The sequence below is a fragment of the Aeromicrobium sp. genome (genome assembly GCF_014378035.1).
Classification (GTDB): Bacteria; Actinomycetota; Actinomycetes; order Propionibacteriales; family Nocardioidaceae; genus Aeromicrobium.
This window is the reverse complement of the sequence record NZ_JACMOM010000184.1, coordinates 1-18,646: the sequence shown is the minus strand read 5'-3', so window position 1 is coordinate 18,646 and position 18,646 is coordinate 1. Positions and strand designations below refer to the sequence as shown.

The window sequence follows — 18,646 nt, the reverse complement described above, 5'->3', positions numbered from 1 at the left end:
GAGCGAGAGCACTGTGCCTCGTGGCAGATCTGTTCTGCCCCGGTGCCGCGAAACTCTCCGACGAGCACCTCCAGGACGTCCTCGAGCATGATCACCCCGAGCACCACACCGGCCGGATCGGCGACCCGGGCCATGTGCGACCCGCGTGGCTGCATCGTGCGTAGCGCGTCGTACAGGCCCGATCCGACAACGACCGTGGCCAGCGGGCGCAGCCATTTGTCGGCAATGGTCTCCATCCGCGATGCCTCATCGTTCTCGAGCACGTCTTTGATGTGCAAGTAGCCGGCAATCTCGCCCATCGCGTCGAGCACCGGGAAGCGGGAGAAGCCTGTCTCGGCGCACGCTCGCTCCACGTCGACCGGGGTGGCGTCCGCCGAGATCGTCACGAGGCCGTCGCGTGCCAACAGGACCTGGTCGACGGTGCCCTTGTAGAAATCGAGCGCACCGGACACCAAGCCGTACTCGTGCTCGTCGAGCAGGCCCTCGCGCCTGGACTCCTCGACCAGCCCCGCAACCTCGTCGTGGCTGTAGGTCGAGGCAACTTCGTCCTTCGGCTCGACCTTGAAGAGCCGCACGATGACGTTCGCAGCGCCGTTGAGCACCACCACGAACGGCTTGAGGATGACCACGACGCCGAGCATGAACGGCCCGAGAACCAGCGAGGCACGCTCGGGCCCCACGAGCGCGAGGTTCTTGGGCACCATCTCACCGAGGACAACGTGCGCGAAGACCACGATCGTCAGGGCGATCACGAACGACAGCGGGTGCACCGCACCCTCTGGCAAATTGACCGCCTCGAAGACCGGCTCGAGCAGGTGCGCGATCGCCGGCTCGCCCACCGCACCGAGGCCGAGCGAACAGATCGTGATGCCGAGCTGTGCGGCGGCCATGACCTGGGTGATGTTCCCGATCGCCCGCATCGCCATGGCCGCCGGGCGCGAGCCCGCCTGCACCCGCGGCTCGAGCTTTGTGCGCCGGGCCGAGATCAGAGCGAACTCCGCGGCGACGAACAGGGCGTTGAGGGCGAGCAGCAGGACCGTGAGGAGAAGGGCAGACACACCGTTCACGACTGATCACCTCCCGAGTCGACCGTCAGCGAGACCCGGTCGATGCGACGGCCCTCCATGCGCTCGATCGTGAGGGTCACGAGCAACGGTTCTGCATCGTCATCCGGGTCATCAGGCGTGCGGTCGAGGCTCAACGAGACGGCGTCGCCGCGGACGCCGATGCGTCCGAGCTCGGAGTTCATGAGGCCCGCGATGGTCTCGAAGTCCTCGCTCTCGGGCAGGGAGATGCCGGTCTGCTCCTCGACCTCGTCGGGTCGCAACAGGCCCGACAGCGACCACGTGCCGTCGCGACGATGGCGGCTGCGCGTTGACAACCGGTCGTGCTCGTCGGCGATGTCGCCCACGATCTCCTCGACGAGGTCCTCCAGCGTCACGACGCCGTCGGTGCCGCCGTACTCGTCAACCACCACCGCCATCTGCATGCCCTGTTCGCGCAGCAACGACAACAGAGGGTCGAGCTCGATGCTGTCAGGCACCGTCGCCACGGGATCGGTGATCTCGGTGATGCGGACGTTGCGCCGCCGGTCGGGCTCGACCGCCACCGCCCGCTTGACGTGCACGATGCCGATGACGTCGTCGGGGCTCCTGCCCATGACGGGGAAGCGGGAATGCCCCGTCTGGCGGGCCGCCTCGATGACATCGAGGGCTGTGTCACGACCCTCCAGGAAGTGCACCCGCACCCGGGGCGTGCGCACGTCGGACGCGGTGCGGTCGCCAAAGGCGATGCTGCGCGCGACAAGGTCGGCAGTCTCGTCGTTGATCGCCCCCTGGGACGCGGAGCGCAGCACGAGCGACCGCAGCTCGACGGGTGAGCGGGCCGACCGCAGCTCTTCCTGCGGCTCGACGCCGAGCGAGCGAAGGATCGCGTTGGCCAGCCCGTTGAGCGTGCGGATCGGCCATGCCATCGCCGTCGTGAACGCCCGCTGCGGCCACTGCGTCAGTGCTGCGGTGCGCTGCGGGAGCGCGAGGGCGAAGTTCTTCGGCACGAGCTCACCGACGAGCATCGTCACGACGGTGCTGACGACCAGCGCGATGCTGTAGGCAACGCCCCGAAGCGCCCCGTCCTCGAGGCCGACCGACGTCAACGGATCGCGCAGCAGGGTGCCGATGGCGGGCTCGGCGAGGAAGCCGATCGCCAGGTTGGTGATCGTGATGCCGAGCTGAGCGCCACTGAGCTGGGTCGACAGCGAACGCAAGGCGAGCAGGGTTCCTTGCGCACCCTTGTCGCCAGCCTCGGCGGCACGCTCGATGGTCGCGCGGTCAACGGTGACCAACGAGAACTCAGCCGCCACGAACACGCCGCAGGCGAGCATCAACAGGAACGACGTGGCCAGGAGCAGCCATTCGGTCATCGCTTGGCTCCGAGAAGACTGTGTGGACGAGGGATGCGATCGGTCACGATTCAGCAACTGTATCCTTGTGGTGCACCATCCATCGAGCGGGAGCAACTGTGCCGAAGTACCAATACCAGTGCACTCAGTGCGGTGAACCGCTGGAAGTCCAGCAGTCATTCACCGACGATGCGCTCACCGTCTGCCCCCTGTGCAGCGGCAAGCTCCGCAAGGTGTTCAACGCCGTCGGAGTCGTCTTCAAGGGGTCGGGCTTCTATCGCAACGACAGCCGGTCGACGTCGACACCGTCCGAGACTGCGAAACCCGCCGCCAAGGAGGGTTCGAGCACCTCATCGGGTGACACCTCTGCGAGCAGCACGCCGTCCAGCAACAAGCCCTCGAGCAGCACGCCTTCGAAGAAGTCGGGCTCAGACTCTGCTGCCTGACTCTGCTGCCTGATGGGGTTGCCTGATGGGGTTGCCTGATGGGACTGTGGACGTGATCCTGCGCCCCGGCGCCGGATTTCCTACAGTCCGGGCATGGACCTGATCCACCGTTTCGTCTTCGAGCACCGTCGCATGCTGGCTGCCGCCTTCACCGGGCTGGCCGTCCTCACGGCGCTCGGCGCCGTCCGGCAGGCCCCCGACGGCCTTCCCGTGCTGGTCGCTGCCCATGACCTGACGAGCGGTCAGGTCATCCGTGGGGGTGACGTGCACACGATTGTCGTGCCGCCAGGCGCACAGGCCTCCCGCGCTCTCGACCGGGAGGCAGCCGTGGGAAGCCGCGTGGCGGGTCCGATGCGCAAGGGCGAGACACTCACCGACTATCGCGTTCTCCGGGGAGATTCGCTCGCCCCGTATGGTGCGCACGCCGTGCTCACCTCTGTTCGCATCGACGAGACCGAAGGGCTGACCGGGGTGCAGGTGGGCAGTCGTGTCGACATCGTCGCCGTCGACCCCAACGGTGAGGCCAGTGCGCTCGTCGTTGCTCGGGGAGTCGAGGTGGTCATTCTCCCCAACGCGTCGGGCGACTCCCGCAGCACCACCCTTGGAATCGTGACGACCGAGAAGGTCGCCCTCGCGCTGGCCTCCGCGGCCCTCGAGTCACACTTCAGCGTCATCACCTCGTCGTAGGCGTGTCGATACCGTCGTCATCTGCTCGCTAGGGTCGAGTCTTCACCTGAACACACCCACCAAGGGAGAACCATGCTCAAGGGATTCAAGGACTTCCTGATGCGAGGCAACGTCGTCGACCTTGCCGTCGGCATCGCGATCGGCGTCGCCTTCACCACGCTCGTCGCTGCGTTCGGCACGAACTTCGTCCAGCCGATCGTCGCCAGTGTCGGTGGCGGCGGAAAAGAATCCAAAGGATTTGGCTTCAGCATCACCGACAGCTCCGCCACGTTCGTGAACATCGGCGGCATCATCAACGCCTTCGTCGTGTTCGCGGTGACAATGGCCGTCATCTACTTCGCGATCGTCATGCCGGTGCAGAAGCTGCAGGCCATGCGCAAGCCGGGCCCCGGTCTCGACGAGCCCGAGGCCGTCCCCGAGGAAACCGCGCTGCTGCGGGAGATACGCGACGCGCTGCAGCACCGCCCCAACCCGTGATCGTCACGGGCTGACCGGGCCCGCGCGGGCTACTGGCCGTGGTGGGGTGGGACGTCACGCAGGTAGTCGTCATCGCGCGACGTCTCACTACTTCCGCTGCCGGCACCCGGGTCGCCCCAGCCCTCGTCGGTGTCGTCGCTCGAGGTGTCGGGCAGCAGATCACCGAGAAGCTCGGCCGCTCGCCGACGTCGTTCGCGCTCGTCAGGCCCGGGCGAGATCATCGAGCCAGTCCGGTGTGAGCTTGGGATACATCGGGTGCCAACCGGTGCGATCGCTGAACCGTTGCGAGCTGACACGTTGTGAGCGGGTCAGTATCTCGAGCTTCTCGCCACCGAGGCGCAGGATCCATCGCGGCAGAAAGTGCCCCTCCCGGCGGCCAGCGGCCTGAGCGATGGTGTCAACGTAGTCTCGGCGCCGCACGGGCTCGGCGCCGACGTTGTAGGTGCCGCCCGGTGCGCCGAGCGCGTGCACCACGGCCGACCCGACGTCGTGCGGGTGGACGACGTGCATCCACGAGTCCTCCAGCCCGAGGCCGATCGCCCGGCCGGCTGCGGCCCGGCGGAACAGCCACGCCGTGTTGAGGTCGTCGCCCGTCACGAGGCCGAACCGCAAGCTGACCGATTCGCGACCGTCGACCGCAAAATCGGCCATGTGCGCCTCCGCGACCACGCACGGCTCAGTCGTCCGCGTGACGTCGATGGGGCTGTGCTCGTCGATCCAGTTGTCGTGCTCGTCGGCGTAGATGAAGCTGAGGCTCTGCTGGATGATGCGGTTGACGTCCGCGCGTCGAGCAGCGTCAGCAACGACCTTCGAGCCGTGCAGCCTGATCCGGTCGATGGCCTTGAGCGAGCCGGGACGCAGGGCGGCCTTGCCGATGGGGACCTTGGTGGCGAGGTTGGCCACCGCGTCGCATCCCCTCATGCCGGCCACGAGCGTCTCGCGGTCGAACAGGTCGCCATGACACGGCTCCACACCGCAGGCTTTCAGCTCTGCGGCGCCCTCTGGCGTGCGTACGAGACCGACCACGTCGTGGCCTGACCGGTGCAACGCTTCGATGGACGATCGGCCCATCACTCCGTTGGCACCCGTGAGGAAAACCTTCACGACCTACTCCCTGGGTGGGGGGATCCCCTGCACGAGGTGTCGGGGGAATCTCCGACGCGAACCCGGGAGCTCGAACGGGAGATGACGAAAGGATAACAATTGGGCTTCGGGACGGGGTTGTCCGTCGGTGGTCTCGCCGCTCAGGCACCCACGAGCGGCACGATGTCGGCGATCGAGTCGAACACCTCGGTGGGGCGGAACGGGAAGCGATCCACCGCGCCGGCCGCAGTCGATCCGGTGAGCACCAGGAACGTCCGCAGACCTGCCTCGAGCCCGGAGAGCACATCGGTGTCCATGCGGTCACCGATCATGACGGTCGTCTCCGAGTGGCCCTTGATCTGGTTGAGGGCGCTGCGCATCATCAGCGGGTTGGGCTTGCCGACGAAGTACGGATCGACGCCGGTCGCCTTGGTGATGAGCGCCGCCACGGAACCGGTCGCCGGCAGCGATCCGGCTGGGGACGGACCCGTGGCGTCGGGGTTGGTCGCAATGAACCGCGCCCCGTTGTCGATGAGCTGGATCGCGCGGGTGATGGCCTCGAAGGAGTAGGTCCGGGTCTCGCCGAGCACGACGTAGTCGGGCTCCCGGCTCGTCATGATGTAGCCGACATTGTGCAAGGCAGTGGTCATGCCAGCCTCGCCGATGACGTAGGCCGTGCCTTCAGGCCGCTGCTCGCTGAGGAACTTCGCGGTGGCCAGAGCGGACGTCCAGATGGCCGACTCGGGTAGGTCGATGCCGGCCGTCCGAAGCCGGGCGCAGAGGTCGCGGGGGGTGAAGATCGAGTTGTTGGTGAGAACCAAGAACTTGAGCCCGGTCTGGTGGAGCCGCGAGATGAAGTCGGCGGCACCCGGGATGGCCTTTTCCTCGTGGACGAGGACACCGTCCATGTCGGTGAGCCATGTCTCGATCGGCTTATTCATGCTCCTATTGTCCACCCCGCGGATGCCGTTCGAAGAAATTCCAGATCAACGTGCTGGCGTCGATGTCCTGCGTCGTCACCCCGTCGCCGTGGCCCGGGGTGCTCTCGGTGCCGCCCGGCCACCGGTGGCCGCCGTTCGCCACGGCGTACATCTCGACGGCCGAGCCGTCACGGCACGACTCCCAGGCGAAATGCCGCACCCGTGCGGTCACTGTCGTGGTCGACCCGGTCGACGGGCAGTCGTCATGGACCTGCCACTCACTGAGCGCGCGGTTGACCCCCGGCAACGGCCCGATGGCGGTCTGCGCCCCACCGAACGGCACCACCCGGTCGGCCATGCCATGGAAGTAGATGATCGACGCGGGCGGCGACGACTCGCATCGCGAGACGTAGTACGGGGCTGACACCGCGCCGTAGGCCGCGAACGGCGTCGAGCCGTCGCACGCCAGCGCGAGTGTCAAGGCGGAGCCATTGGAGAATCCGGCGGCATACACGCGGGACGAATCGACGCATGCCTGACCCTTGATCGTCGTCACCAGGCTCTTGACGAAGCCGAGGTCTGACCGGACCGTCGACTCGCGCGTCCGGAAGTCCCACGTCGAGACGGCGCCACGCGCCTGGGGAGCCACGACGATGAACCCGCTCCTGTCAGCGAGGTCGGCCATGCGGGTCGTCTGCAGCATCGCAGCCGCGCTGCCACCCAGACCGTGGAAGAGGAACACCACGGGGGTCCTCGTCGAGCCGTCGTAGGCCGGTGGGACGTGCACGAGATAGACACGCTTCTGTCCGTCGCGCTCAAGGACGTGCTGCTTCGTGCCGACCGCGAGCGACCGGCCGGTTGCGCACGTGTCATCGTCCGACCTGACGGTGTCCGTCGTCCCGCACGCGAACAAGGACGCTGACAGCGAGATGAGCACCAACACCGCGCTGAGACGCCGCCTCAGCACCGCGTGCCCACGCGCGGCTGGCGGCGGGAGGGGCACGACATAGAGGCGAGCGTAGGGCTTGGACCCAAGAGTCGTTAACCTTGACCCTCGACGCCCTCGTAGCTCAGTAGGATAGAGCGACCGCCTCCTAAGCGGTAGGTCACAGGTTCGATTCCTGTCGAGGGCACCAGCGTCTTTTCCCTGCCGTGCCCACCGCGAGGGTGGGCACGGCAGGCTCCGGAGCGAACCTGCGCGTCACCGACAAGCTCACGAGCAGCGTCCCGGTGTTCTCACTGGATGAGCGATCGGCACGGCGGCCTCGCGCTCGACCTCCACCGACGCGGCTCACGTGTCGATCCGGTTGCTCGTGAGCCCTGAACCACCCCCAGTCAGATGACAGTCAGGTAAGTTGCGCGACAGTAAAGACATGATCGCCTCTCTCAGCCCACTGTTCTACTCCCCGGGCCCGGCGGCCCTGCTGCTCGTCCTGGCCGTCGTCTTCGTCGAGAGCGGCTTGCTCGTGGGCTTCTCCCCTCGGGGACACTCCAACCCGTTCTTGGTCGGCGCCCCGGTGGTCGGACCAGGCGCGACCGTGGCAACCACGAAGAGACCCGATACGGATGCCCGCCGGCGTCACAGAACATCATTCCTGCGATGACACCCGCCGCTCACGCACGGACCAACATCATCGACCTCGACGTCGACGCGGCAAGCGCCGGACAAGCGTGATGCGCGCTTCTGCACCCGGTCGCAGCTGGGCGACCCGCGACAAGACCCGCAGAGCCGCCGCCACCGGAGTGTGCGCGGTCGGTGGGCTCGGTCTGCTGTCCGCAGCCTCCGCACCGGCACGCGACCGCTTGCAGTCCATCATCGACGTCATCCCGACCGTTGCTCCCGAGTCCGCCGGCATCACCCTGGTGTTCGTCTCGTGTGCGCTCATCCTCATGGCCCGAGGGCTCCGCCGCGGACTCCGGGCAGCATGGACGGCAACGATCGGCCTGCTGGTGGCCTCCGTCGGCATCCACGTGCTGCACGAGAACATCACCTTCTTCACGGTCCCGCCGGCCGCTGCAGCGCTGTGGCTCGCCACCCGCCGCAGCAGCTTCCCCGTCACCCAGTCGGCGCACGCCATCAAGCGTGCCGTCACCATCACCGCCGTCGGCATCCTCTCGGCGCTCACGGTGTTCACCGGACTCGCTGCGGCACTCGACCAGGGCGGCGTCGCCGCGACCGGGTCCGCCGCTCTTCGGCTGGGCGGGATGAGCACGCTCCCGCTCGGCTACGGCGGCCGCTTCGCAACACCGGCGTTGATCGCCGTCGGACTGGGCGTCCTCACGACTGCCCTCTGGTCACTGCTGTCGCCCCGTCTCAGCACACCACCGACGCTCGGAGAGCGTGCCACCGCGGAGGACCGGGCCCGCGAGGTCGTGGCGGCGCACGGGAGCGACACGTTGGCGTACTTCGCACTTCGCGACGACAAGCAGTGGTTCTTCGACGGGTCGAGCATGGTGGCCTACGCCGTGAAGCGGGGAGTCTGCGTCGTCGCGCCCGACCCGATCGGGCCGCCCGAGGAGCGCGAGCGGGTATGGGCTGCGTTCACCGCACACGCCGAGTCCCACGGGTGGACTGTGAGCCTGCTCGGCGCCTCGAGCGAGTGGTTGCCGATCTACGAGGCCAGCGGACTGCATCCGTTGTACCTCGGCGACGAGGCCATCATCGACTGCCAGGAATTCAGCTTGGAGGGACGGGCGATGCGGTCGGTGCGGCAGGCCCACAGCCGCGTGAGACGCGCCGGGTACTCGGTCACCCTGGTCGACCCCGCCCTCATGGAGCCGACCCTCCGCAGCAAGCTCCAGTCGCTCGCCACCTTGTGCCGTCAGGGATCGTTCGAGCGCGGCTTCTCGATGACCCTGTCCCGGCTCTTCGATGCCCGCGACGCCGGCCTCATCATGTCTGTCGCGGTCGACGCCGACGGAAACCCTCAGGCCTTTATCCAGTGGGTGCCCTGCGAAGGTGGTTGGTCCCTCGACGTCACGCGTCGCAACCCCGACCCCGCGCTGACGAACGGGATCGTCGAGTACCTGATCATCGAGTCTGTGGAGGCCTTTCGCGCGCAAGGCTTTGCCCGTGTCGGCCTCAACTTCGCCGTCTTCCGCACGATCGTGAACGGAGAGAACACCTCTTGGACTGGGCGAACCGCCCGTCGAGTCATCCAGGGCGCTGCGTCGCAGACCCAGATCGAGTCGTTGTGGCGGTTCAATGCCAAGTTCGTCCCCCACTGGGCTCCGCGATATGCCGTCCTCGGCAGCGCCGACGCCATGGCTACGCAGGGCATCGTGATGGCCGGAGCAGAAGGGCTGACCGAGCTCCCGGTCGTGGGTCGCTTCATGACGGGGATGTCACCGTGCTGATCGGGGTCGTCGCGGCTGCCCTCGCGTCCCTCGGGTACGGCGCAGCGACGGTCCTGCAAGCGGGTGCCGTCACCTCACACCACCTGGACAAGGCCCGACGCCGTTGGCTCTTCGTCGCAGGACTCGCGCTCGACGGCGTTGCCTGGCTGCTCTCCCTCGTGGCATTCGGGCACCTGCCACTGGCGACCGCGGAGGCCGTCCTCGCGTCGTCCGTCGCGGTCACGGCGATTCTCGCGGACGCAGCCGCACGACGTAGAATCGCCCGACGCACGTGGGTTGCCGGCAGCATGTTCGCACTCGGTGCAACACTCATCGCCGGCGCGACCGGACCCGTGAGACCCCACGCTGTCACGCCCCTGCTGCTGGTCATCAGCGCAGCGACACTCGCAGTCGTGATCGTCGTGGCGGCCGGCGTGTACCGGCGCGGCTCCGCCCCCCTGCTCTCGGCGGTGGCTGGCGTCGCCTTCACCGGCACAGCCGTGTGCGGAAGACTCCTTGACCCGACCGATCTGTCGGTGGCCGCTGTGCTCGACGTCGTCCTGCTGGTCGGCTTCTCTGGAGCAGGGGTGGTGACGTTCGCACGGGCTCTGGCACGGGGCACCGAAGCAGGAACGGCAGCAGTCATGTGGACCACTGAGCTGATTGTCGCGCTGGTCGCGGGTGTCGCCCTGCTCGGAGACGCGATCCGACCAGCGTCCACGGTGCCGGCAGCCGCCGGAATCGGCGGAGTCGTGGCCGCGTGCTGGATTCTCACGCGAACGAATGAGACCCGGACGAGGGTCAGCCCGACGGAACAATTTGCCCCATCGGGGCATCGTAGGTGAGGCTTGCCTTTGTGATCGCAACCTGGAGGTCCACATGAGCTTGCCGATGACGTTGCTGCTGGGTGCGATTGCAGGTGGGGCGATTGTCATCGGCCTGCCGATCGGTCGACTGAAGCATCCCGCTCCCCACCTGCGCCTCGTGCTGAGCTCGACCGCTGTGGGCGTCCTGCTCTTCCTGTTCTGGGACGTCATGTCGGCTGCCTGGGAACCCATCGACTCCGCGCTCGCAGCCGTGCACTCCGGCGACGGCGAAGTGGGACCCATCGTCGGCTATGGCGCGCTGTTCGTCTGCGGGTTGACCATTGGGCTGCTGGGCCTGGTCGCCTTCGATCGCCACATGGCCCGGTCCGCGCAGCGGACCTCGGCAGCACCCTTCCCCGAGCCAGCCGGCGACACCCGGACGCAGATCGCGACCACATGGTCACCGGCGAAGCAGCTGTCGCTGATGATCGCGGTCGGCATCGGCCTTCACAACTTCGCGGAAGGACTCGCCATCGGGCAGGCCGCCGCCAGCGACGAGATCGCTTTGGCCACCGTTCTGGTCATCGGCTTCGCGCTCCACAATGCCACCGAAGGATTCGGCATCGTTGCGCCATTGGCGGGCGACCTCGATGACTCGGGCCGCGTCCGGCTGCCCAGCTGGGGATTCCTGCTGACGATGGCGGCCATCGGCGGCGGCCCGACCTTCCTCGGTGCACTCATCGGCCACAGCTTCACCTCCGAACCGGTCAGCGTCGCATTCCTGACCTTGGCAGCGGGCTCCATCGTGTATGTGATCGCACAGCTGCTGGGAGTCGTCGCCAAGGCACGACGCTCAGATCTGGTCGCGCTCGGTCTGTTGCTCGGGGTGCTGGCCGGCTTCATCACCGACGGCATCGTCATCGCCGGCGGCGTCTGGGCCCGGGGTTCGACTCCGCGACGCGTCCGCTGTGGTGCTTCGGTCGCCGAACAGCAGCATGACCAGCGCCGATGCCTGGACGACCGCAACGACCGCCACGAGCAGCGGCAGGGACCGCGGGTACAGGTATCCGGCCGCCGCACCTCCGGCCACGGCGGCAGCGCCTTGGATGGCCGCGAAAACGCCGTAGGCAGTGGCAAGCCGTGGCGCCGGGACCAGATCGGCCACCAGCGCCTTCACGGTCGAGTCCTGCAGGCCAACTGCCAGTCCCCACACCACGACACCCACCACCACGGCAGCGAGACTGGATGAGAACACCAGAGCCGGAACCGCGGCCACCATCAGCGGGAGCACGAGCAGCAGGCGACCGCCTCTGCGGTCATACATCACGCCGGTGGCCAGGGCAGCAAGCGCGGCAGAGGCCATAGCGAGTGCGTAGACGATCGGCACGTGCGCCGCTGACACGACGTCGTCCTTGACCAGGTGGAACCCGATCAGGCCGTAGCTCACCAAGCCAGCGGTGCACGCCCCGGTGGCGGCGGCGAACAGAAAGAACGACCGAGGAAGCCCCTTCCCGGCGTTGAGCGCGAGCCAAGACCCGCGTGGGGCCGGCAACCGGGGCTCAACCCGGTCGGGGCCTGGAAGTTGAGTTCGGACGACCACCAGAAGTGCCATCGCGGCGATCCCCGGGATGGCCAACGCTGCCATGGCGGGCCAGATGCGAGATGTCGCTGCCACGATCGCGGCGACGAGGAGCGGGCCGGCGAACGCCCCCACCTGATCAAGTGCCTTGTGGACGCCGAAGCCCCGGCCCCGTCCGACTCCTTGCGCGGCGATGGCCAGGAGCGCCGACTTCGATGGGCTTCGGATCGCCTTGCCGGTCCTCTCCGAGAGGATCAGCAGGCACGCAACCGACAGCCCGGCCGCACCGATGAACGGGGTCACAGCCAGCAGTGGGACCGACACTGCCGTCAGCCCGTATCCGAGCAGGGTCAGGCGCCAGTAGCCGCCGGTGTGATCGGCCATCGCACCGAAGAAGAGTCGCAGCACGAGCGCGGCTGCCTCTCCGGCGCCCGTGATCAGGCCGACCAGCAGGGCAGAAGATCCCAGGGAGGCGAGCAGCGGACCGCTGACGGAGCGGGCCCCCTCGTAGACCATGTCGGCCAGCAGGCTGACCATCCCGAACGCGACGATGGAGCGCCACGGCGACCAGTCGGTTCGGGCGTCGGGCGCGCTCATCGCCGCGGCACACGAATCGTCATCCGCGTGTAGCGGGAGGCATCGAGTGGCGACGCTTCGATCGTGACGTCGCCGTCGTGCGCCTCGGCAACTGACCTCACCAGCGAGAGTCCAAGACCCGATCCACGCGTGGTGCGGTTGACGTCGCCCCGGGTGAACCGGTCGAAGGCCGCGCTCCTGAAATCGGGCTCGATGCCCGGTCCGTCATCCGTCACGGAGATCGTCACATTCCCTTCGACGGCACGTGCCTCGACCGTGACAGCTCCGGCTCCGTGCAGCAGGGCGTTCGACAGGAGGTTGCGCACAGCAACGTCGATCCATGGCTCGCTCAGACGGGCCGTCACCGGCTCTGCCCGGACCTCCAGCAGGCGGCCGTCCCGCTCGAACGCCGACGCGTAGCGCTCCGCGCTCCTGCGCACGAGTGCCGCCACGTCGACGGTGAACGTCGACGACTGGACTCCGCTCTCGAGCTCTTCGAGGTCCAGCAAGGCGTTCGCCAGGGCAGTCATCCGATCGACCTCACCTGCCACGGACACCAACACCTGCCGCATGTAGGCAGCGTCACGTGGTTGGTGCAGGGCCAGCTCGACCTCGGCCTTCAGCAGGGCCAATGGGCTGCGCAGCTCGTGAGAAGCATCCGCGAGGTACTGGTGCTCGCGCTCGGTGGCGGCCGCGAGCCGGTCGAGCAAGTCGTTCAGGGTGTGGCCGAGACGGGTCAGCTCATCATCGCGGCCGGCCTGCACCGGCAGGCGCGCACCACCGGACTCGCCAGCTGCCCGCGCCGCTCGTCGGTAGCGCTCGACCGGGTCCAAAGCACCGCGGGCCGTGCGATATCCGACGTACGAGGCCCCGATGAGGGCGAGGACATCGGCCAGTGCGAGCTGTCCCAGAAGCTCCCGGAGCGCCTCGTCGCGAGCTCGCCGGCTGATCGCTGCAGCCACCGTGACCTTGCCGTCAGCAGTCACGACCTCGGTGGCCTGCACCCGCAGGGTCGAGGTGCCGGGACTGAACAGCGAGCCCCGGTCGAACCGGCGCGAGCCATCGCGCCCGATCTCAGCCAGCACCGACGTCGTGAGGAGCCGCCCCAGCGGCACCTCGGTGCTGCCGATCTCGACCTGACCCGAGCCGTCGTACACCTGATACCACTCCCCCGGTGTCTGGTCAGCGATGTCGGTCTGGCGGGCGACAGCCTGGGTGACCACGTCGTTGTACGCCTTGAGGTCGCGGTCGAGCTGGCGATCCAGGGCGTGCTCGACGCGCCAGTAGACGAACCCGGAGGTGAGCACAAGGATGACGAGCATCGCGAGAGCGACGTTGCGAACAAGGCGTCGCTTGATCGTCAACCGGGACCGGCTCATCGGGCGGCCTTGCCCTTGGCCGTGGCTGTGCCGCGCAGCTCGAGCCGGTAGCCGACCCCGCGCACGGTCGTGATCGCCACCTGGTCCGAGACATCCTGCAGGTGCGCGCGCAGACGGGACACGTGGACCTCGATGGCATTGCTTCGGATGTCCACATCGCCATTCCACACATCGTCGAGCAGGTAGCTGCGGCTGACCACGCGTCCGGCGTTGCCGATCAACGCCGCGAGCACGTCGAACTCCCGGCGGGCCAGATCGATCTCCTGTTCGTGGCACCACGTGCGTCGGGACGAAAGGTCCACGACCAGGTCACCGAACGCCAATCGTTCATCGTCGGACACCTCGGCGCGTCGCTCGATCACGCGGAGCCTCGCCGCGAGCTCTTCGAGGGCAAATGGCTTGACCAGGTAGTCGTCCGCACCCGCCTCGAGGCCCGCGACTCGTTCGGTCACGGCCCCGCGGGCCGTCAGCATCAGTATCGGGGTCTTGTTGCCCTCAGCGCGAAGACGTCGGCACACTTCGAGACCACCGATGGCGGGAAGCATCAGGTCCAGGACCACGGCACCGACGCCTGGTTGACGGGCCGCCGCGAGCCCGGCGCGACCGTCGAAGAAGCCTTCGGCATCGATTCCGACCTCGCTCAGGTAGTCGACGATCAGCTCGACGAGCCGTCTCTCATCGTCGACCACCACGACCTTCACCTCGTCAGTCTAGGGACGGCCCCCACTCACGGCCTTCACGTTTCCTTCACTTACCGCTCCTAACGTCGACAGCAGCGACCGGCGCCCGACCGGCTGACTGGAGGAATCCTTACCCATGGACACTTTTGCGTCCGCAACGACGGCCGAGCTGCTCGCACGATTCGGGATCGACGTGCTGTCGCTGCTCGTCCTGATTGGCTTGCTGTATCGCCGCCGCCAGTCCGCACCCGCGATGCCCTTGGTGTACGCGGCCCTCAATGTCGGGCTGTTCGTCGCCCTCACCGCGATCTCGGCTGGCAGCTTCAAGGCGGGTATCGGATTTGGACTCTTCGGCCTTCTGTCCCTCGTCCGGCTACGAAGTGCTGCCTTCACATTGAAGGACGTGGCCTACACCTTCGTCGCACTCGTCCTGGCCCTCGTCAACGGGCTGCAGCAGCGTGAGCTGTGGCTTGTCGCCTCTCTGAGCCTGGTGCTGCTGATCGTCGTCTGGGTCGCCGACGACTCGCGCTCACAGCCGGCCACCCGTGTCATGCGGCTGACCCTGGACCATCTCGTGCTCGACCCGGCCAGCGCCCAGCGGGAGCTCGACGACCGCCTCAGTGTGCCGATCCTCAGTGTCGTGATCGACGACATCGATTTCGTCCGGGAGACCACCCGTGTCTCGGTCAGGTACACCGTCGACGAGGCCACGTGGCAGTGGACGTCCCAACTTCCTGAACCCGTCACCACTGAAGCAGGACAGTCATGACCGCCGAAACTGTCGCTCCCGTCACCGAACAGACCACGCTCTCGTCGGCCCTGGCCGCCTTCAGGACCCTGACTCTCGCTGAGACAGTCGAGCGAGCGGACCTCAGGACACGAGTGGATCGCAAGTACCTCGTGCCCGTGACGACCGTCGACGGAATTCTCGGCGAGCTCCGAGCCACCCACCAGGTGCTGGAGGTCAATGGGCGCCTCGCCACGACGTACCGCACCACCTACTTCGACACCGCCGATTTCGCGTCGTGCCGCACGCACATCCAGGGCCGTCGCAGACGCTGGAAGGTCCGGAGCCGCCTCTACTCCGAGGACCAATTCTGTCGGGTCGAGGTCAAGACGAAGGACGGCCGAGGTTTCACCGTCAAGGCAGCGAAGCCGACCGAGCCTGAGCGATACGGCACGCTCACAGGTCATGACGAGGCATTCGTTGCCGACGTCCTGAACGACGAGCAGCCGGACCTCGACATCGCCGCTCTTGTCGCCACATCGGAGATCACCTACGTCCGTGCGGCCCTGGTCGACGTTGCGGCCGGTACCCGCCTCACCATCGACACCGATCTGCGATGCACCCTCGGCGGTCGGCGTGCCTGGCTCGACGACGACGTCGCTGTCGTGGAGACCAAAGGGGGGCCGACGCCGAGCGCTGTTGACAGGCTTCTTATCCGCCACGGTGCCAGGGAGCGTTCGTTCAGCAAGTACGTCGCGACCGCATCGCTGCTGCATCCGACCATCCCTGACAACGACGTCCGGGCGCTCCGCGGCACGCATCTGCACACGGACGCCCTTCTCCACTCCCGTTGATCAGCAACCGAAGGAACAGACCATGACCCTCTCCACCATCGGACGCACGCCTCTCCGGTACACGATCGCCATCATCATCGCCGTCGTCGCGGTCGCCGTCGGTGTCCTGGCACCGCGGTTGGCCGGGGCGTCACCCAAGAACCTCTCGGCCGTCGACCGCGTCTCCGCCAACCCGCCACCCACCCTCTTCACCGACGCTCAGATCGCCAGCATCGCCGTGCCCATCGAACGCCAGGATGCCACCGCCTCGAGCCTGATGAAGGGTTGGTTCACCAGCCACGGGGCCGTACGCGACGACGCCGCGTTCGTGGCCTGGGTCGAGACTCAAGTGCCTGCCCCGCCCGCTGCTGCCGCGCGTGCCTCCGAGCTCAAGAAGGTCCAGGGACTCGCGGCCACGCGAACGCCGGCCGGCACCGCTGCTGCCACCTGGCTGGAGGTCAATGGCAAGAAGGACATCTGGAAGGTCTACCTCCACGACCAGCGCGAGCTGCAGGACACCAAGACGGGGAACGCCGAGAAGGCGCAGCTGAAGGCCATGGTGAAGATGGCAAAGACCACCTCGGACGACTTGGCCGCGAAGTACCGGCAGTCGGCTCCTTACGTGCTCGACCCTTCACTTCGCACCGACCACGTGGTGAAGAAGGGGACTGTGTGCCCGTGTTCCTACCCGTCCAGGCACGCAGCGAGGTCTGCTGCTGCCGCCGCCTACCTCGGAACGTTGTCGCCCCATCGCCGTAGCGACTACGTCTGGATGCGGGATCAAGTCGCGTTCTCACGCGTGTACATGGCGGGGCACGTCGAGTCGGACATCACTGCCGGAACTCTCCTTGGCGACATGATCGCCGACTACTTCCTCGTGACGAGCGGGGTCCAGCCCGTCTCCGCTCCCCGGTAGCGGGCTCAGGTCGCAGGGCGGGCGCAAGCCAGCGGGCCTTCCTCGGATCACCTGCTCTCTTTCGTGCGCCTCGGCCTTCCCCTTGCAATCTCGCTTCAGCGTCGGGCTGGGTTCGGATCGCTGACCACCCACTGCGCACTCCTGGGTGAGGTGAGCAAGAAGTCGCGAACGCGGAGACGCCATACGGACCGGGCAGCCGTGCTCCGCAGTGCTCGCACACGGCTGGCGACGAGGAAAGGGGAGCCACCGAAGCGACTCCCCTTCACCTGACTACTGCTGGGTCAGCGCTGTCCTCCACCGACGAAGGAACGCACTGCGGCAACCAACGATGCGAAGAAGCCACGAACCGTCTCCACAGGAGCCGGGCTGACCTTCTTGACCGGCGGCAGCGTCAGCGAGTACGCCGGGCCCCCGTCGCTCGTGAAAGCGTGCACGACCGGGCGACGACGCACCAGCATCAAGAGTCCTGCAGCGGTCATCGGCCCTGCCATGAGCAGCATCCAGAGCGGCAGACCACCCGTGTCAGGCAGCATCTGCTCTTCGCGGGCAACCTCGTTGCTGGCAACCCCGTTGGAAAGGACGGCAGGGTTGATACCGGGCTCGTTGCCCTTCTCCAAGAAGCCCGGGCTGACGCACGAAGCTGGATCGCCAGCATTCCCGGAGAACACAGTGTTCGCGCCATCGACCAGGAAGTACCCGGGCTTGGCAGACGCCGTGATCTCCCACGGACCCGACTCGCCGTCTCCGACAGTGAAGTCGTAGGCAATGCCCATGATCTCCGTCGGATTGGGACTCTCTGCGCCGTCACAGGTCTCACTCGTCACAACAGCAGGCGCCAGACACACCGACGAATCCCCGGCGTCACCGGAGAACACAGTGTTCGCGCCCTCGGCAAATTCAAAACCGGGGAGCGCCGTGGCCGTGATCTCCCACGGACCGGTGATGCCGTTTCCGACGGTGAACGTGTATTTCACGCCTAGAACCTCGACCGGGGTGGGTCGCTGATTCCCATCGCATACATCGGAAAGCGTGATCGCCGGCACGACCTCCATCGACAGCCCTTCGCCGGGCACGCAGTTGTTCGCGTAGATCAGCTCGCCCTCGGCGGAAAAGTTCTGACCGGGGTACTTAACGCCGAGGTAGGTGTAGGGCGGGATGATGTCGCCCCACTCGATGTGGTCGGCCTTCAGCGTGGGGTTCCAGATCGGTCCCTCGTGCTGCGTGTCATGACCATCGGCAACGCCGGCCACGTCAGGACTGATGACAACGTACGGGTTGACGTTGCTGTTGGTGCGGTGACAGATCTTGATGTCGCCAGGAGTGTTACATCCGACCGTCAGCTTGTCCGGGACGTTCACGAGCACGAGGAACGGCGCGTTCGTGAGGACATAGCCCTCTGCTGCAATCGCCGTCACGACGAAGTCGTTGGTCATGGGCATCGGGATCGCGTCGTAGATGACGCCAACAGTCGTCGGCAGAACAAGGGTGCCGTCCGACGTGCAGGTTGCTTCCGGCGGGACCGGCGGGACAGCTGTCACCGGCAGCGGGCCGTCGACGGCACACTCCCGGCCCGTGACCTGAGGCAGGACTTCGATGATCTGCTCGAAGAGCGGGTTGGTCAGCTTGTAGGTGGGAGCGGCTTCGGCCGTGATGGTGTAGGACCCGGTGCCGGTCGGCGTCTGCTGGTAGACGACGCCCTCGGTGACGGGAAGCACCAGCGCCCCGTCGGCGAGACACGTCGGCGGAGTCGCCGTGGCCTCGGCTGCCGTGACCGGCGTCAGATCAACGGGGACTTCGCCCTCG

The 18,646-nt window shown here is 67.1% G+C and carries 20 protein-coding genes and 1 tRNA gene; 10 read left to right on the top strand and 11 right to left on the bottom strand.

Going from position 1 to position 18,646, the window contains the following annotated elements; all coding sequences use genetic code 11:
• Together H7290_RS09625 and H7290_RS09620 are read right to left on the bottom strand one after the other, a co-directional pair.
• A partial coding sequence (locus tag H7290_RS09625) for a hemolysin family protein (protein WP_290513801.1) occupies positions 1-1,067 on the bottom strand: 1,067 nt, incomplete at its 3' end.
• The gene (locus tag H7290_RS09620; protein WP_290513800.1) at positions 1,064-2,419 is read right to left on the bottom strand and encodes a hemolysin family protein; all 1,356 of its coding nucleotides are present in this window, start codon (positions 2,417-2,419) and stop codon (positions 1,064-1,066) included. The genes H7290_RS09620 and H7290_RS09625, both read right to left, overlap by 4 nt.
• 98 nt (positions 2,420-2,517) lie before the next feature.
• On the opposite strand from H7290_RS09620, the gene H7290_RS09615 reads away from it, so the two are divergent.
• The 3 genes from H7290_RS09615 (at position 2,518) to mscL (ending at position 4,008) form a co-directional block, all read left to right on the top strand.
• The gene (locus H7290_RS09615; protein ID WP_290513799.1) at positions 2,518-2,844 is read left to right on the top strand and encodes an FmdB family zinc ribbon protein; all 327 of its coding nucleotides are present in this window, start codon (positions 2,518-2,520) and stop codon (positions 2,842-2,844) included.
• A gap of 93 nt (positions 2,845-2,937) precedes the next feature.
• The gene (locus H7290_RS09610) at positions 2,938-3,531 is read left to right on the top strand and encodes an SAF domain-containing protein (protein ID WP_290513798.1); all 594 of its coding nucleotides are present in this window, start codon (positions 2,938-2,940) and stop codon (positions 3,529-3,531) included.
• 72 nt (positions 3,532-3,603) lie between these two features.
• Entirely contained in the window at positions 3,604-4,008 is a 405-nt protein-coding gene (gene mscL / locus H7290_RS09605) for a large conductance mechanosensitive channel protein MscL (RefSeq protein WP_290513797.1), read from the top strand.
• 29 nt (positions 4,009-4,037) lie between these two features.
• Here the strand turns inward: mscL and H7290_RS09600 are convergent, their stop codons facing one another.
• The 4 genes from H7290_RS09600 to H7290_RS09585 form a co-directional block, all read right to left on the bottom strand.
• On the bottom strand, positions 4,038-4,229 hold the full coding sequence (locus H7290_RS09600) for a hypothetical protein (protein ID WP_290513796.1): 192 nt from the start codon (positions 4,227-4,229) through the stop codon (positions 4,038-4,040).
• Complete coding sequence (locus H7290_RS09595) at positions 4,210-5,112, bottom strand: NAD(P)-dependent oxidoreductase (RefSeq protein ID WP_290513795.1); 903 nt, start codon at positions 5,110-5,112, stop codon at positions 4,210-4,212. Before H7290_RS09595 ends, H7290_RS09600 begins: the two co-directional genes overlap by 20 nt.
• Positions 5,113-5,252: 140 nt before the next feature.
• Positions 5,253-6,032, bottom strand: coding sequence for an HAD-IIA family hydrolase (locus H7290_RS09590; protein WP_290513794.1), 780 nt, complete (start codon positions 6,030-6,032; stop codon positions 5,253-5,255).
• Positions 6,033-6,036: 4 nt separating this feature from the next.
• Positions 6,037-7,014 (bottom strand): PHB depolymerase family esterase, encoded by a 978-nt coding sequence (locus tag H7290_RS09585; protein WP_290513793.1) that lies wholly within the window; start codon positions 7,012-7,014, stop codon positions 6,037-6,039.
• A gap of 56 nt (positions 7,015-7,070) precedes the next feature.
• Between H7290_RS09585 and H7290_RS09580 the strand changes: the two genes are divergently transcribed.
• The 4 genes from H7290_RS09580 (at position 7,071) to H7290_RS09565 (ending at position 10,192) form a co-directional block, all read left to right on the top strand.
• Positions 7,071-7,147 (top strand) — tRNA-Arg (locus tag H7290_RS09580).
• Positions 7,148-7,384: 237 nt separating this feature from the next.
• Positions 7,385-7,615: a hypothetical protein gene (locus H7290_RS09575; RefSeq protein ID WP_290513792.1), complete on the top strand. Its 231-nt coding sequence runs from the start codon at positions 7,385-7,387 to the stop codon at positions 7,613-7,615.
• A 70-nt stretch (positions 7,616-7,685) separates the two neighbouring features.
• Complete coding sequence (locus tag H7290_RS09570) at positions 7,686-9,368, top strand: phosphatidylglycerol lysyltransferase domain-containing protein (RefSeq protein ID WP_290513791.1); 1,683 nt, start codon at positions 7,686-7,688, stop codon at positions 9,366-9,368.
• Positions 9,362-10,192 (top strand): hypothetical protein, encoded by an 831-nt coding sequence (locus H7290_RS09565; protein WP_290513790.1) that lies wholly within the window; start codon positions 9,362-9,364, stop codon positions 10,190-10,192. Before H7290_RS09570 ends, H7290_RS09565 begins: the two co-directional genes overlap by 7 nt.
• Before the next feature lie 421 nt (positions 10,193-10,613).
• Here the strand turns inward: H7290_RS09565 and H7290_RS09560 are convergent, their stop codons facing one another.
• The 4 genes from H7290_RS09560 to H7290_RS09545 form a co-directional block, all read right to left on the bottom strand.
• Positions 10,614-10,901, bottom strand: a complete 288-nt coding sequence (locus H7290_RS09560) for a hypothetical protein (protein ID WP_290513789.1) — start codon at positions 10,899-10,901, stop codon at positions 10,614-10,616.
• 105 nt (positions 10,902-11,006) lie between these two features.
• On the bottom strand, positions 11,007-12,329 hold the full coding sequence (locus tag H7290_RS09555; RefSeq protein WP_290513788.1) for an MFS transporter: 1,323 nt from the start codon (positions 12,327-12,329) through the stop codon (positions 11,007-11,009).
• Entirely contained in the window at positions 12,326-13,687 is a 1,362-nt protein-coding gene (locus tag H7290_RS09550) for an ATP-binding protein (RefSeq protein ID WP_290513787.1), read from the bottom strand. The genes H7290_RS09555 and H7290_RS09550 overlap by 4 nt, the downstream gene beginning before the upstream one ends.
• Positions 13,684-14,388, bottom strand: a complete 705-nt coding sequence (locus H7290_RS09545; protein WP_290513786.1) for a response regulator transcription factor — start codon at positions 14,386-14,388, stop codon at positions 13,684-13,686. Before H7290_RS09545 ends, H7290_RS09550 begins: the two co-directional genes overlap by 4 nt.
• 115 nt (positions 14,389-14,503) lie before the next feature.
• Between H7290_RS09545 and H7290_RS09540 the strand changes: the two genes are divergently transcribed.
• Genes H7290_RS09540 through H7290_RS09530 form a run of 3 tightly spaced genes read left to right on the top strand, consistent with a single transcriptional unit; the run spans position 14,504 to position 16,843 of the window.
• Positions 14,504-15,136 (top strand): DUF4956 domain-containing protein, encoded by a 633-nt coding sequence (locus H7290_RS09540; protein ID WP_290513785.1) that lies wholly within the window; start codon positions 14,504-14,506, stop codon positions 15,134-15,136.
• Positions 15,133-15,948, top strand: a complete 816-nt coding sequence (locus H7290_RS09535; protein ID WP_290513784.1) for a polyphosphate polymerase domain-containing protein — start codon at positions 15,133-15,135, stop codon at positions 15,946-15,948. The genes H7290_RS09540 and H7290_RS09535 overlap by 4 nt, the downstream gene beginning before the upstream one ends.
• Before the next feature lie 22 nt (positions 15,949-15,970).
• Complete coding sequence (locus tag H7290_RS09530) at positions 15,971-16,843, top strand: phosphatase PAP2 family protein (protein ID WP_290513783.1); 873 nt, start codon at positions 15,971-15,973, stop codon at positions 16,841-16,843.
• 281 nt (positions 16,844-17,124) lie between these two features.
• Here the strand turns inward: H7290_RS09530 and H7290_RS09525 are convergent.
• Positions 17,125-18,646: hypothetical protein (locus H7290_RS09525; RefSeq protein WP_290513782.1), on the bottom strand; the 1,522-nt coding region annotated here is incomplete at its 5' end.

Bases quoted from the DNA above. Each gene is read 5' to 3' on its own strand.
- H7290_RS09620 (WP_290513800.1), bottom strand. From the start codon at position 2,419: ATGACCGAATGGCTGCTCCTGGCCACGTCGTTCCTGTTGATGCTCGCC.
- H7290_RS09610 (WP_290513798.1), top strand. From the start codon at position 2,938: ATGGACCTGATCCACCGTTTCGTCTTCGAGCACCGTCGCATGCTGGCT.
- mscL (WP_290513797.1), top strand. From the start codon at position 3,604: ATGCTCAAGGGATTCAAGGACTTCCTGATGCGAGGCAACGTCGTCGAC.
- H7290_RS09600 (WP_290513796.1), bottom strand. From the start codon at position 4,229: ATGATCTCGCCCGGGCCTGACGAGCGCGAACGACGTCGGCGAGCGGCC.
- H7290_RS09590 (WP_290513794.1), bottom strand. From the start codon at position 6,032: ATGAATAAGCCGATCGAGACATGGCTCACCGACATGGACGGTGTCCTC.
- H7290_RS09575 (WP_290513792.1), top strand. From the start codon at position 7,385: ATGATCGCCTCTCTCAGCCCACTGTTCTACTCCCCGGGCCCGGCGGCC.
- H7290_RS09570 (WP_290513791.1), top strand. From the start codon at position 7,686: ATGCGCGCTTCTGCACCCGGTCGCAGCTGGGCGACCCGCGACAAGACC.
- H7290_RS09555 (WP_290513788.1), bottom strand. From the start codon at position 12,329: ATGAGCGCGCCCGACGCCCGAACCGACTGGTCGCCGTGGCGCTCCATC.
- H7290_RS09550 (WP_290513787.1), bottom strand. From the start codon at position 13,687: ATGAGCCGGTCCCGGTTGACGATCAAGCGACGCCTTGTTCGCAACGTC.
- H7290_RS09540 (WP_290513785.1), top strand. From the start codon at position 14,504: ATGGACACTTTTGCGTCCGCAACGACGGCCGAGCTGCTCGCACGATTC.
- H7290_RS09535 (WP_290513784.1), top strand. From the start codon at position 15,133: ATGACCGCCGAAACTGTCGCTCCCGTCACCGAACAGACCACGCTCTCG.
- H7290_RS09530 (WP_290513783.1), top strand. From the start codon at position 15,971: ATGACCCTCTCCACCATCGGACGCACGCCTCTCCGGTACACGATCGCC.